This window comes from Acinetobacter sp. YH01022, from assembly GCF_013420235.1.
Classification (GTDB): Bacteria; Pseudomonadota; Gammaproteobacteria; order Pseudomonadales; family Moraxellaceae; genus Acinetobacter.
In genome coordinates, this window is the sequence record NZ_VOYP01000031.1 from 1 (window position 1) to 12,481 (window position 12,481).

Genomic DNA, 12,481 nt, shown 5'->3' on the forward strand with positions numbered 1-12,481 from the left:
CATAGCAAGAGTGAACCACCTGATCCCTTCCCGAACTCAGAAGTGAAACCTCTTAGCGCTGATGGTAGTGTGGGATTACCCATGTGAGAGTAAGTCATCGCCAGCTCATTATTCCTTAAAAAGCCCCTGCATAAAGCAGGGGCTTTTTTTTTGCGGGGAAATATAAGCAATAAAAAAAACCAGCAAATGCTGGTTTTAAGATCGGAATTTTTGCAAATTTTAAGCAAAAATATTACATGCTGCAGAGGTTAGTACCCAAAGAATTGCGATCGCAACGACAGGCTCAACAATCTTTGCCCAGGTTGGGGTGTTTACAACTGAAACTTCTTCAACATCATGCTGCTGGATATTCTGGTGAACCATTTGACTAAACTCCTTCATTGTTGAGTCTAATGATATATCTTCTTGCTCAATTGGTTTAGAGCCTTTTAATTCTGTTAGATCATTTGTTGACCAAACCCAATCGGAAGCCTGGCCAGATAAGTGTTCAATCTGTCCTAAGATCAGTTCACGTAAACCTCTGATATTCAGGTTTCCAATATCATTAAGCTGTTTTAATTCTGCCAATTGTAATTTTAATATTTCAGTTACTGTTGGTTCTAATTCATTTTTAGGCAGAGTGGACTGATTTTTTGAAGATGTTGTAAGATGTCGCGCAACCTCTTGAATAAAAAGATCATCGGCTGAAGAAATCTCCTGATAAACTTTTTTATCGTCAGTTCGCCAAAGTGAAATGAGTTTACCTAATACCAGTGCATTAATTTCTAACAGATATGTTTTTCGATCTTCTCTAGAATAGTGTTCGAGAAGCTGAGGCTTTTGATTGTTAATCTGCTCAGCAAAATATTGTACTAAATCAAAAGCCATTCACTTGCTCCATCTTATTTTAATCTAATAACCGTAGGCTCGGTTTTTTCTTAGGTTGTTCAGTTTCTTCTGAAGTTGTAGTTGATTTTAAAGTATCTTCAGCAATTTGGGTACCTTCATATTCACTTGGATCAAAGAATAACCCTTGTCCATTTTCACGTGCATAAAGACCCAGCACTGCATTTAAGGGTACATAGATGTCACGTGAAACGCCACCAAAACGCGCAGAGAAGGTGATTGCATTATTGCTCATATGTAGTTTATGCACTGCGTGAGGAACGATATTTAAAACAATTTGACCATCTTGAATAAACTGTTCTGGCACCATGGTATTAGGCTGGGTGGCATCCACCAATAAATATGGGGTCAGGTTATTGTCACAAATCCATTCATAGATAGCGCGCGCTAAATAAGGTCGGGTAGGCGTGAGATTCAATTCTTGTTCAGACATGGTTGTACTCGATTAATTTGCTAAAAATTCGCTGTAGCGGTTTTTTTCCTGCATGGTTAAAGATTTGATGAATGCAGGTCGACTAAAAATTCGTTGACAATATAAGTGAATAGGACGGCAATGCTGTTTAGGCAACTCGATGCCCATCGCCTTTAACCGTATAAAAATAGGTGCCAGCATACAATCTAAAATTGTAAAATTTTCAGACATAAAATAGGGGAAATGCTGAAAAAGAGGTGTAAGAGAAATCAGGGTATCTCTGAGTTGCTTTTGAGCTTTCGCTTTCTCTTGTTCATTCAGGGTATCTGGATGTCGCAGCATGATATCTGCCAGTTTTAACCAGTCCTGTTCAAAACGCCAGATATATTGACGTTGCTCTGCTCGTGGCATTGGTGCATCGGCATAGAGTTTGTTCTGACGGTAGCGATCGTCTAGATATTCAGAAATAATGCTGGAATTAAATAATTTTAAATCATTTTCAATCAGCATGGGGAGTTGATTATAGGGATTGAGACTGGCCAGATCCTCATCGTCTTCATCTACAATAATTAGATTATATTTGATTTGCTTCTCTGCAAGTACATAGCGTATCCAGTGTGAGCGAAAGTCATCCGCATGACTGTAAAGCGTGATTCCTTGTAGATGTGCATTTTCGATTGACATAATCCGAAACAATGATAAATGAATGGAATAGGATACTAAAATTCAAGCTAAAAAGCACGAAGCATAAAAGTGCAATTGGGGTTAAGATAAAAAGATGATAAGAAAAAATAACTGGAGGAAAACAAGATGCTGATCAAACTGGCGATAATCTTACTGTTTATCTTGATTGGTCTTGCGAATTATTATCTCACCAAATCTTTCTGGTGTCATGAAGGCGTGTGGGGTAAGGATGTGCATGAACAGTAAGATGAAATATTTATCCGGATTAAAATTTAAGTCCCATAAAAAACCCTGGATAATCCAGGGTTTTTTGTCCGATTCGGTAAACGAATTAACGTTTAGAGAATTGAGGACGTTTACGAGCTTTACGTAAACCAAGTTTCTTACGTTCAACTTCACGAGCATCACGAGTAACGAAACCAGCTTGACGAAGAGCAGGTTTTAAAGTTTCGTCAGCAGCGATCAATGCACGAGTAATACCGTGACGGATAGCGCCAGCTTGACCACCAATACCACCACCAGCAACAGTGATATAAAGGTCATATTTTTCAGTAGCTTCTAGAAGCTCTAAAGGTTGACGAACAACCATACGAGCAGTTTCGCGACCGAAGTACTGTTCAAGAGTACGGTTGTTGATTACGAGTTTACCAGTACCAGCTGATAGGAAAACACGTGCAGTTGCGGTCTTACGGCGACCTGTACCATAGTTAGTAGCCATGTGCTGTATCCCTTAGATGTCCAAAACTTGTGGCTGTTGAGCAGTATGTGGATGCTCAGTACCAGCGTACACTTTCATTTTTTTGATCATTGCATAACCAAGAGGACCTTTTGGCAACATGCCTTTTACAGCGCGTTGGAAAATTTCTTCTGGTTTGTGAGCAACTAATTTCTCGAAATTAGTTTCACGAATACCACCAGGGAAACCAGTATGGCGATAATATTTCTTATCAAGTGATTTTTTACCAGTCACTTGAACTTGTTCAGCATTGATCACAACGATGTAATCGCCAGTGTCAACGTGAGGAGTATAAGAAGTTTTATGCTTACCGCGTAAACGACGAGCGATTTCAGTCGCAAGACGACCTAAAGTTTTGCCAGAAGCATCAACAACGTACCAGTCGTGTTGAACTTCAGCTGGCTTAGCGCTGAGAGTTTTCATTAAACCACTACCTATTATAGTTGGTTTGGACGGTGGAATCTGTCCAAACAAAAGGAGACCGAATTCTACCTGAAAGTCAGTAGAACCACAATGAAAATATAAAATTTCAAGCGCTATATTTTAAAAGAACAAGGATGAAAATGGAAGTGTTGGGGAATCTAAAACGGGTGATCGGTAAATGAAGATAAAAATATTGGCTTGTAGTTCTGCAACTGTAAAGTTTGCATGTTCTGCTTAAAAGCAATAGATACGATTTTATAGACTTGAGGACTTGTACCATTCAATATTTGGGTATTTGGGATAAGCGATGATGAAAATTTAAAATTTTGTTTTTATTGAAATATTAAAGTGAAAAATATCGATGTATTGCTAATTACCAGTTGTTTTGTTGATTAAACTAGTTGGTCTATATGTGGTTTTGCGCAGCTTCAGCTTTCTTGTTTAGCATTCGCGTTATAATGTTGAATATTGAGCTTGCTTGGATAAATTATGATTCCTTTATATGTTACGAGTGGTGAACCTGCTGGTATTGGTCCAGATATTTGTTTAAGTTTGGCGGATCGTGTTGATGAACGTCCGATTGTGGTACTAGCCGATATTCATTTATTAAAGCAACGTGCCGAATTATTAAAGAAAGAGATTGAACTAATTGAATATCAAGGACAATTAGAATCTTCAGCTCAAGGGCAGCTTTATGTCGAACATGTGCCCTTAAATACAGAAGTGGTTTTGGGGCAACTGAATGCCCAAAATGCAGCATATGTGCTGGAACAATTACGTCGTTCTGCAGATTACGCCATGACAGGCAAAAGTGTCGGTGTAGCCACCGCGCCCGTACAGAAATCCATTATCAATGAAGCGGGTATCCATTTTAGTGGTCATACTGAGTATTATCAGGAATTTGCGGGTGTCGATCGGGTGGTGATGATGCTGGCCACCAAGACTTTAAGGGTGGCACTGGTGACTACGCATCTGGCTTTACGTGATGTGCCTGATGCGATTACGCCTGAGCGCCTGCATCAGGTGATTGATATCTTAATCCACGATTTAAAAACCAAATTCAGGATTGATCATCCGCATATTTTGGTGTGTGGTTTAAATCCGCATGCTGGGGAAGATGGTTATTTGGGGATGGAAGAAATTGAGGTGATTAATCCTGTGCTGGAAACTTATCGTGCGCAAGGGATCAATATGAGCCTGAGTTTGCCTGCCGATACGCTATTTACCCCGGACAATTTAAAAGATGCCGATGCTGTATTGGCGATGTATCACGATCAGGGCTTACCTGTGTTAAAATCACAGGGTTTTGGTGAAGCCATCAATATTACTTTGGGCTTACCGTTTATCCGAACTTCTGTCGATCATGGCACAGCACTCTCCCTTGCAGGTACAGGTCTGGCAAAAAGCTCGAGCTTGTATGTGGCTGTGGATTTGGCGCTCGAACTTGCGCTTCAGTGATCTTGTCTTTATTACACGTTGGAAATGTTTATGTATCAGATTAATGCCTTAAACCCCAAACACGAAGGGCATCATACGCGTAAGCGTTTTGGGCAAAACTTCTTACATGACCAACGTGTCATTGCGAAAATTGTACGTTCGGTGAACCCGCGTTCGGGCGATAACATTGTTGAAATTGGCCCGGGTCTTGCAGCTTTAACCTCACCTTTAATTGGTGAATGTGATGCCTTAACTGTAGTTGAACTTGACCGTGACTTGGCGGCTGGTTTACCAGGCCGTGTGCCGCATCCTGAGCGTTTAACCATTGTTGAAACGGATGCCTTGAAATATGACTTTACTGAGTTGTTTCAAGAAGGCCGTCCGCTACGTGTGGTTGGTAACCTGCCATACAACATTTCAACACCGCTTCTGTTCCATCTCCTGGAATTTGGTGACAAAGTTAAAGACATGCACTTCATGCTGCAAAAAGAAGTGGTTGACCGTATTACCGCCTCACCCAATACCAAAGAATATGGCCGTTTGTCGGTGATGATCCAGTATTACTGCAAACCGACTTTCCTGTTTGAAGTTCCACCGGGATCATTTAATCCACCACCAAAAGTCACTTCTGCCGTCTTTCGTCTGGAGCCTTATGCTGTTAAACCGATTGTGGCGAAAAATGAAAAAGCCTTGGCCCGTCTGGTGTCCCATGTCTTTACCCAGCGTCGTAAAACTTTACGCAATAGTTTAAAAGGTATGCTGGTTGAAGAGGGATTTGAGAAAGCAGGTGTTGATCCGATGGCGCGCCCCGAGACTTTAACGCTGGCTCAATTTGTAGCATTAGCAGATCAAATGGTGGATTAAATGGCAGCTTCGAATATTCGATACAATTATGTGATTGGTGATGTTCAGGGCTGTTTTGAAGCTTTGAAAATATTACTTAAAACGATTCAGTTTGATGCAGATCAAGATTTTCTTTGGTTTGCGGGCGACTTGGTTGCACGTGGTGAAAATTCGATTGGGGCTTTGCGCTTTATCAAAAAGCTGGTCGACAAGGGTGTTGCAGCAACGGTTTTAGGTAATCATGACCTTAACTTGCTGGCTGTGGCACGTGGGACTAAAGCGATTAATCCCAAAGACAATATTGATGATGTCATTCATGCTTTGGAAAGTGATGACTTGATCGAATGGCTGCGTAAACAGCCTTTATGTTTATTTCCGAATGAACATACGGTTTTGACCCATGCAGGGATCCCGCTGAATTGGACAGCAGAAAAAACAGCGGTTTTAGCTAAGGAAGTTGAGGCAGTAATTGGCCATGATGACTTTGACGTGGTCGATGCTTTTTTGGCTAACATGTATGGCAAAGAGCCAAATTGTTGGTCGGATGATTTGCAGGGTCATGCCCGTTTACGTTGCATTACTAACTACTTGACCCGTATGCGTTTAACCAATGCAGAAGGGCGAATGGAATTCAGTTTTAAAGATTCTCTGGATGATCCTATGCCTGAAGGCTTTCAGCCATGGTTTGACTTTGAGTCCAAAGCGGCTAAAACCCATCAAATTATCTTTGGACACTGGGCTGGATTACAAGGGAAAACCATTACGCCCCAGATTCAGAATGTGGATGGAGGGTGTGTTTGGGGCAATCAGCTGATTGCTTATCGATTAGAAGATCAACAATTGTTTAAAGTTGATAATCCGATGATGTCATCCTCAAGCTAAGCCATAATAAAAAAGCCACATCATGTGGCTTTTTTATATTTAAACTTGCTTAGTCAAGTCTGATCCAGGTCTGGCTGCGTCCCAAGGTGGAAATACCCATATAGGCTCTTAAGGTTAAACGCTTGCCTGTTGCATTCAGTCTGATTTTGGCATCATAAACTTTACCCGCTAGAGGATCTATAACACGGCCTTTTTCGTAGTTATTGGTTCCAGATACATGTTTTAAGCCCTTCAGAATTTCCATACCTAAAATTGGCTGATTGGTATAGGGTGCTGGGCAATTATTACATGTCTCTCGTGGAGTATAACCTGGGCGAGGAGTAACTTTAATAATTTTCCCGGTAAATGTATTATTGTTTTCTTTATTAATTTTAATAATCGCTTTCGCAGCACCGGTCTTATCATCAATTTGTTGCCATGTTCCAGAAATGTCTTCTGCGAAAACATTTCCACTGAAAAGTGCAGCAGCAAAAGCAGCCAGCAATAGATTCTTTTGCATATAAGACTCTCACTTAATCTTTCATTTTCTAATTAACGGATATATTAGATAGATAAAGTAATTAGTCAATATACTCTAGAGTCAAGCAAACAGTTTTAAGCTGATTTGGATAAAAAGCCACGATATTGTGGCTTTTTAATTAAAAACAGGGATTTGAATTAATCGACCCGTAACCAGGTTTGACTGCGACCCAATGCTGAAATACCGATGTAGCCACGTAAAGTGAGACGTTTTCCGCTCGCATTCAGTCGAACTTTGGCATCATAAATTTTACCTGCTAAAGGATCGATGACCCGGCCTTTTTCATAGTTATTTGTACCTTCTACATGCTTTAATCCGGTGAGTACATCCATACCTAAAATAGGCTGATTGGTATAGGGTGCAGGGCATTTGTTGCATGTTTTTTGCGGTATATAACCTGGACGAGGGGTTACTTTGACGATCTTACCGGTATAAATATCGTTTGTATCTTTACTGATTTCGATAATTGCTTTGGGTGAACCGGTTTTATCATCAATTTGTTGCCAAGTACCTGATAGACCTTGTGCCAATACATTCCCACTAAAAACTACAATGGCAAGAGCAGCAAGTAAGATATTTTTTTTCATATATATTCCTGCGGTTGTGGTGAATAATTTTTTTAATTTATAAACTATATTAGGATTGTTTATAAAATAGTCAATATAGTGGTTCATGAAAATGAAGAATAATGTGAATTATTTAAAAATCAGTGAATAATAAAGCCAGATAGTACAGCTTTTTGTCATATTTAGTCGTTTCTAATCCAGATTTGAGTTCGACCCAGAGCCATAATTCCTACATATCCACATAATATAAAACGTTTAGCATTCGGTGTAAGTCATCCTTTCAAGTTATTATTTTTCCTGTTAAAGAGTCTAGTACACGACCATGTGTATCATTTAATCTTGTTTAATCCAGGTCTGACTACGACCGAGTGCGGATACACCAACATAACCGCGTAGAGTGAGACGTTTACCATTCGGACTTAATTTTGCTTTGCCGCTATAGATTTTACCGTTCAGTGGATCAAGAACTTTGGCATTTACAAACTGATTATCACCGATAGATTTTAATCCCGTTAAAACATCTAATCCTAAGATAGGTTTGTCGGTATAAGGTGCTGGACAATTTACACAGGTCTCTTTCGGGGTATAACCTGGACGAGGAGTGACTTTTACAATTTTTGCCGTATAAGTTCCATTACTTTCTTGGCGCATTTCCAGAATGGCTTTTGATGAGCCTGTTTTATCGTCAATGGTTTTCCATGTTCCGCTAAGATCATTTGCCAATACGTTCCCACTACAAACTAAACTGGCAAAAGCAGCAAATAATAGATTTTTCTTCATATTAACTCCTAGGAGTGTGGAAAATATTTTTTTAATTTATATAAAGATATAGTTATCGTTTAAAAATTAGTCAACCCACTGCTTCATAAAAATGAAATATAATGTGAATTATTTAAATATCAGTGAAGAAAAAAGCCACATAGTGTGGCTTTTTGTCATATTTAGTCATTTCTAATCCAGGTCTGACTACGGCCTAACGCTGAAACCCCAACATAACCACGCAGGGTTAAGCGTTTACCATTTGGACTTAATTTCGCTTTCATACTGTAGATATGACCAGATAGCGGATCGATAATTTTACCATTCGCATAGTTGGGTCCTTCTATATGTTTTAAACCTTTCAAGACATCCATGCCTAGAATGGGCTGATTGGTATAAGGTGCCGGGCATTTGACGCAAATTTCTTTGGGAGTATAGCCAGGACGCGGAGTGACTTTGACTACTTGTGCGGTATAAGTGCCATTATTTTCCTGGCGAATTTCAAGGATAGCTTTTGATGAACCGGTTTTATCATCAATATTTTTCCACGTTCCTGTAAGGTCTTGAGCTAGGGCAAAACTCGCTAAAGTTGAGCAGATTAATGCAATAGTAAGTTTCATCTTGACCATTTTGAATGTTCCTTCATTCCACTGACAGTACTCCTGATACTAGGAGTATTTTTGACAAGCAACAATCATTATCAATGCAAATGACTGTTTGGTCACATTTTTTGTAAATAAAGTATAAAAGTAGGCAGCCATATGGCAGTAAATACAGCATTCACTGCCATGCCAAATGCAGCATAGCGTCCCGCCACACTGCCTCTTTGCCATGCCTGTGCTGTTCCAATGGCATGCGCAGCCAAACCTAATGCCAGACCCGAAGCGCGTTCATCATTGATATGGCGCAGGATCAAGGGAGAAAAGGCTGCTCCAATTACACCGGATAAAATCACAATAAGAATGACCATACTCATAGGTGCATGTAACAGGGTGGCAATATTAATTGCGATGGGGGTAGTCACGGCGCGTGTAGCAAAAGCCATAATGCTGGAATCGGTCATATGCAGTAAATAGGCAAGTCCCATCGGTAGCGCGACCGCACTGATACTGGCAAACACCAGAATTCCGAGCATGGCTTTCAGCGGCAGATCATCATAACGCATAGCGGCAAGAGGAATGGCCAATGCAACGGTGACATAGCCCAAGAGACGATTAAAAAGCGGATTGACCTGTGCCATATAAGATTCATAACGAATCCCGAATGACAACAACAGGCCAATAATCAAAAACATGCCAATCACAATGACCGGAATTTGCGGCAGGCGTTTATTGATCGGTTTTGCGACCAGATAGGCGATCAGGGTGATAAAAAAACCCGAGAGTACTGTAAACATATAATTTCCCTATAACCAGCGCTTGGACATTTTTGCATAGACCCACAAAGGAATCAGGGTGCTGACAAACATCACCAGTAGAAAAGCCGGCATTTCTTTGCCCATTTGAGTCAGCATAATCAAGGACCCTGCGCTAATTGGCAAAAAGGCAAAGGCACTTTCTTTCATGATCTTGTTATTGGTATCGACCAAGCGACTGGGTAATTTCTTGAAACTTCTCCAAATAAATAAAGTTACCAATAGGCTGATCAAGCCCACCAGATTACCCAGTTCAGGATGATGAAATTGTGTGGTTACCCATACGGCTCCTTCACGGAAGCAGATGATTAATGCCACGGTGCCAATCCAGGCTGGCCAGTCCGTTGTTTTTATCCAGTCCATTTTTACCAACAATTATAATTACACTTGTCACGTTTTAACCGATTTATCTTTTTATTTCAAATTCCTCAAGCGGCCGTTTAAATTGTGCAGCTTTGTGCCCCAGAATTTCATCTATAGGCAAATGAGCCTGTTTAATCAGCTGTTCCAGCTTTTGCGGTGCCATAATCACATGCAAATGCAGATTACCGACATCATCATAATTTTCAGATTGAATGACATTCAATGCATAGAGTTGGGTGCGCAATTTGCCATAGGCAGGCTTTAACATCAGCTCAAAGCTTTGAATTTGGCCCATCAAACATTCTTGTACCGCTTGACGTAGCAGGTCTAAACCCTGGCCTGAGTGTGCGGATACATATACCCGATCGGGCATATGCGGTTTGGCATAAACAATCTTGGCATCTTCACCGCTGACATCAATTTTGTTATAGACGCGCAGTACCGGGACATTGGCACCAATTTCCTTGAGTACCGATTCTACCGCTTCAATCTGTTCCAGCATATCCGGGCTGCTGGAATCAATCACATGCAGCAGTAAGGTGGCTTCCAGCGTTTCTTCCAACGTTGCCTTAAAGGACTCGACCAAGGAATGCGAGAGATTACGCACGAAACCTACGGTATCTGCCAGCACCAAACGTCCAATACCATCCCATTCCAGGCGGCGCAGTGTAGGGTCTAATGTTGCAAACAGCTGATCTGCCGCGTAAACATCGCTGTTGGCCAAAATATTAAACAAGGTGGATTTACCGGCATTGGTATAACCGACTAAAGAGACAGTCGGAACAGCAGCCTTTTGCCGTGCAACACGACCTTGCATGCGGGTCTGGCGGACTTTATCCAGTTTGGTTTTGAGTTGCCCCATGCGGATACGCAGTAGACGGCGGTCTGTTTCCAGCAAGGTTTCACCCGGGCCACGCAAGCCAATCCCGCCTTTTTGACTGTCAAGATTACTGCGGCTGCGCACTAAGCGCGAGGAGAGGTGCTGTAACTGTGCCAGTTCGACTTGCAATTTACCTTCATAGGTCCGGGCACGTTGCGCAAAAATATCCAAAATCAGTTCGGTACGGTCCACCACACGGCAGAGCATGATTTTTTCTAAATTACGGGCTTGAGCGGGTGTCAGTGAATGATCGAAAATGACCAGATTAGCTTCAAGGTCCTGTACAAGAGAAGCGATTTCTTCTGCCTTGCCAGAGCCGATAAACAGTTTGGGATCGGGTTTAATACGTTGAGCGTTAATATGGTCTAAAATTTCAGCACCGGCAGATTCTGCCAGTAAACGAAATTCTTCTGCATCAAGGTCATCTAATAGCTGTACCGATACACTCACTAAGATTGTTCGTTCACCACCCTGATGTTGCTCAAAATATTCCACTAAAGATGATCTCTACTGCGTTAAAATTTTATTTTAGTTGAAAATGAACAGGCAAAGGGAAAAATAGCAAAAACTTAACAAAGCATCGTAACAAGATATTCAGTCCAGGGCGTGTTTTTATGAGCAGGAACCTCTAGAAGGCAGTGATGAAAAGCAGAAAATCACAGAGATGTATCTGAGCCTTGTTTTTAATTTTCAGCACATGATTCAAGCTCTTTATTGGTGATAAAAATAAATGATTTACTGGTTTTATTGGTTGATTTAGGTTTTTATGATCAATGCAAGTTCAAAATGAACAGTATAGAATGACAGCAAATAAATGATTAAACGCTGCAGCTAATAATTAGTGATCCATCTATGACCCAATCCTCCGTAACTGAAAGTTCATCGTTAAATGGCTTGTCTAAATTTTTCTTATATAGCAAAAAGTTGTTGGCTGGTTTAGCGGCAATTATTCAAGGATTTTATCTGGTTTTTCGTCATCGCTTATATAAAGATCCGAACAATCCATGTAATACGCGTTATGTACAGCATTTCTGCCGCGAATTATGCAAGGTATTTAACCTTGAGATTCAAGTGCATGGAGTAATTCCACGTGAGCCGGCACTGTGGGTGAGTAACCATGTTTCGTGGCTGGATATTGCAGTGTTGGGTTCAAGTGCCCGGGTATTCTTTTTGGCCAAAGCTGAAATTGAAAAATGGCCTTTATTTGGCAAACTGGCCAAGGGCGGTGGCACATTATTTATTAAACGTGGTTCGGGTGATTCAATTAAAATTAAAGAGCAAATTACCACATTTTTAAAACGTGATATTCCGGTATTATTTTTTCCAGAAGCCACTACTTCTGATGGCAGCAAAATTAAAAAAATCTATGGCCGTATTTTAGGTGCCGCCATTGACGCAAATCGTCCGGTGCAAATTTGTCTGATTTGTTATGTGAATCAAGAGGGAGAGCTGGATACCATCGCGCCATTTGTTGGAGATCTTAGCTTTGCCGACCATGTTAAAAACGTTTTGGAAATGCCAAAGGTGATGGTTCATCTCATGGCTTTACCGGCAATTGCCGTGGAAGGACATGATGTTGAAAGTTTAACGGAAGCCGTACATACCCAGATGATTGCCGGTTTAGCACAGTTACAGCAGAAAGCACTGAAAAAGCCGCCTGAGTCTTTGCATGACTAG

16 protein-coding genes and 1 rRNA gene are annotated in these 12,481 nt (G+C 40.9%); 5 read left to right on the forward strand and 12 right to left on the reverse strand.

Going from position 1 to position 12,481, the window contains the following annotated elements; translation table 11 throughout:
• Positions 1-106, forward strand: a 5S ribosomal RNA gene (rrf, locus tag FTT87_RS11370); the annotation flags it as partial.
• 113 nt (positions 107-219) lie between these two features.
• Here the strand turns inward: rrf and FTT87_RS11375 are convergent.
• The 5 genes from FTT87_RS11375 to rplM form a co-directional block, all read right to left on the reverse strand.
• Positions 220-867, reverse strand: coding sequence for a hypothetical protein (locus FTT87_RS11375; protein ID WP_180044107.1), 648 nt, complete (start codon positions 865-867; stop codon positions 220-222).
• A 19-nt stretch (positions 868-886) separates the two neighbouring features.
• The gene (locus tag FTT87_RS11380; protein ID WP_180044105.1) at positions 887-1,318 is read right to left on the reverse strand and encodes a ClpXP protease specificity-enhancing factor; all 432 of its coding nucleotides are present in this window, start codon (positions 1,316-1,318) and stop codon (positions 887-889) included.
• A 12-nt stretch (positions 1,319-1,330) separates the two neighbouring features.
• On the reverse strand, positions 1,331-1,981 hold the full coding sequence (locus FTT87_RS11385; RefSeq protein WP_180044103.1) for a glutathione S-transferase N-terminal domain-containing protein: 651 nt from the start codon (positions 1,979-1,981) through the stop codon (positions 1,331-1,333).
• Between the two features lie 331 nt (positions 1,982-2,312).
• Positions 2,313-2,699 carry a 30S ribosomal protein S9 gene (gene rpsI, locus FTT87_RS11390; RefSeq protein WP_068974925.1) on the reverse strand — a complete coding sequence of 129 codons (387 nt, stop codon included), beginning with the start codon at positions 2,697-2,699 and terminating at the stop codon, positions 2,313-2,315.
• Positions 2,700-2,711: 12 nt separating this feature from the next.
• Positions 2,712-3,140: a 50S ribosomal protein L13 gene (gene rplM, locus FTT87_RS11395; RefSeq protein ID WP_004811299.1), complete on the reverse strand. Its 429-nt coding sequence runs from the start codon at positions 3,138-3,140 to the stop codon at positions 2,712-2,714.
• Between the two features lie 489 nt (positions 3,141-3,629).
• On the opposite strand from rplM, the gene pdxA reads away from it, so the two are divergent.
• The 3 genes from pdxA to FTT87_RS11410 are packed head-to-tail and all read left to right on the forward strand — an operon-like array spanning position 3,630 to position 6,302.
• A complete protein-coding gene (gene pdxA / locus FTT87_RS11400; RefSeq protein WP_180044101.1) occupies positions 3,630-4,598 on the forward strand; it encodes a 4-hydroxythreonine-4-phosphate dehydrogenase PdxA in 969 nt (322 codons plus the stop codon).
• Positions 4,599-4,628: 30 nt separating this feature from the next.
• A complete protein-coding gene (gene rsmA / locus FTT87_RS11405) occupies positions 4,629-5,441 on the forward strand; it encodes a 16S rRNA (adenine(1518)-N(6)/adenine(1519)-N(6))-dimethyltransferase RsmA (RefSeq protein WP_180044099.1) in 813 nt (270 codons plus the stop codon).
• On the forward strand, positions 5,442-6,302 hold the full coding sequence (locus tag FTT87_RS11410; protein WP_180044097.1) for a symmetrical bis(5'-nucleosyl)-tetraphosphatase: 861 nt from the start codon (positions 5,442-5,444) through the stop codon (positions 6,300-6,302).
• 49 nt (positions 6,303-6,351) lie between these two features.
• Here the strand turns inward: FTT87_RS11410 and FTT87_RS11415 are convergent, their stop codons facing one another.
• The 7 genes from FTT87_RS11415 to hflX all read right to left on the reverse strand — a co-directional run bounded on the left by FTT87_RS11415 (position 6,352) and on the right by hflX (position 11,299).
• Positions 6,352-6,801 carry a DUF2147 domain-containing protein gene (locus FTT87_RS11415; RefSeq protein WP_086195717.1) on the reverse strand — a complete coding sequence of 150 codons (450 nt, stop codon included), beginning with the start codon at positions 6,799-6,801 and terminating at the stop codon, positions 6,352-6,354.
• Between the two features lie 158 nt (positions 6,802-6,959).
• On the reverse strand, positions 6,960-7,409 hold the full coding sequence (locus FTT87_RS11420) for a DUF2147 domain-containing protein (protein WP_180044095.1): 450 nt from the start codon (positions 7,407-7,409) through the stop codon (positions 6,960-6,962).
• Positions 7,410-7,721: 312 nt separating this feature from the next.
• Entirely contained in the window at positions 7,722-8,168 is a 447-nt protein-coding gene (locus tag FTT87_RS11425; RefSeq protein WP_086195715.1) for a DUF2147 domain-containing protein, read from the reverse strand.
• A gap of 161 nt (positions 8,169-8,329) precedes the next feature.
• Positions 8,330-8,776, reverse strand: coding sequence for a DUF2147 domain-containing protein (locus FTT87_RS11430; RefSeq protein WP_086195714.1), 447 nt, complete (start codon positions 8,774-8,776; stop codon positions 8,330-8,332).
• Between the two features lie 92 nt (positions 8,777-8,868).
• Complete coding sequence (locus FTT87_RS11435; protein WP_166170899.1) at positions 8,869-9,543, reverse strand: LrgB family protein; 675 nt, start codon at positions 9,541-9,543, stop codon at positions 8,869-8,871.
• Between the two features lie 9 nt (positions 9,544-9,552).
• Complete coding sequence (locus tag FTT87_RS11440) at positions 9,553-9,924, reverse strand: hypothetical protein (protein ID WP_180044093.1); 372 nt, start codon at positions 9,922-9,924, stop codon at positions 9,553-9,555.
• 43 nt (positions 9,925-9,967) lie between these two features.
• Positions 9,968-11,299 (reverse strand): ribosome rescue GTPase HflX, encoded by a 1,332-nt coding sequence (gene hflX, locus FTT87_RS11445; protein ID WP_180044091.1) that lies wholly within the window; start codon positions 11,297-11,299, stop codon positions 9,968-9,970.
• A 357-nt stretch (positions 11,300-11,656) separates the two neighbouring features.
• Here hflX and FTT87_RS11450 point away from each other — a divergent pair, with 357 nt between their 5' ends.
• Positions 11,657-12,481 carry a 1-acyl-sn-glycerol-3-phosphate acyltransferase gene (locus FTT87_RS11450; protein ID WP_180174883.1) on the forward strand — a complete coding sequence of 275 codons (825 nt, stop codon included), beginning with the start codon at positions 11,657-11,659 and terminating at the stop codon, positions 12,479-12,481.

Excerpts from the sequence above, each read along its gene's own strand:
- FTT87_RS11375 (WP_180044107.1), bottom strand. The coding sequence starts at position 867 with ATGGCTTTTGATTTAGTACAATATTTTGCTGAGCAGATTAACAATCAA.
- FTT87_RS11380 (WP_180044105.1), bottom strand. The coding sequence starts at position 1,318 with ATGTCTGAACAAGAATTGAATCTCACGCCTACCCGACCTTATTTAGCG.
- FTT87_RS11385 (WP_180044103.1), bottom strand. The coding sequence starts at position 1,981 with ATGTCAATCGAAAATGCACATCTACAAGGAATCACGCTTTACAGTCAT.
- rpsI (WP_068974925.1), bottom strand. The coding sequence starts at position 2,699 with ATGGCTACTAACTATGGTACAGGTCGCCGTAAGACCGCAACTGCACGT.
- rplM (WP_004811299.1), bottom strand. The coding sequence starts at position 3,140 with ATGAAAACTCTCAGCGCTAAGCCAGCTGAAGTTCAACACGACTGGTAC.
- pdxA (WP_180044101.1), top strand. The coding sequence starts at position 3,630 with ATGATTCCTTTATATGTTACGAGTGGTGAACCTGCTGGTATTGGTCCA.
- rsmA (WP_180044099.1), top strand. The coding sequence starts at position 4,629 with ATGTATCAGATTAATGCCTTAAACCCCAAACACGAAGGGCATCATACG.
- FTT87_RS11410 (WP_180044097.1), top strand. The coding sequence starts at position 5,442 with ATGGCAGCTTCGAATATTCGATACAATTATGTGATTGGTGATGTTCAG.
- FTT87_RS11415 (WP_086195717.1), bottom strand. The coding sequence starts at position 6,801 with ATGCAAAAGAATCTATTGCTGGCTGCTTTTGCTGCTGCACTTTTCAGT.
- FTT87_RS11420 (WP_180044095.1), bottom strand. The coding sequence starts at position 7,409 with ATGAAAAAAAATATCTTACTTGCTGCTCTTGCCATTGTAGTTTTTAGT.
- FTT87_RS11425 (WP_086195715.1), bottom strand. The coding sequence starts at position 8,168 with ATGAAGAAAAATCTATTATTTGCTGCTTTTGCCAGTTTAGTTTGTAGT.
- FTT87_RS11430 (WP_086195714.1), bottom strand. The coding sequence starts at position 8,776 with ATGGTCAAGATGAAACTTACTATTGCATTAATCTGCTCAACTTTAGCG.
- FTT87_RS11435 (WP_166170899.1), bottom strand. The coding sequence starts at position 9,543 with ATGTTTACAGTACTCTCGGGTTTTTTTATCACCCTGATCGCCTATCTG.
- FTT87_RS11440 (WP_180044093.1), bottom strand. The coding sequence starts at position 9,924 with ATGGACTGGATAAAAACAACGGACTGGCCAGCCTGGATTGGCACCGTG.
- FTT87_RS11450 (WP_180174883.1), top strand. The coding sequence starts at position 11,657 with ATGACCCAATCCTCCGTAACTGAAAGTTCATCGTTAAATGGCTTGTCT.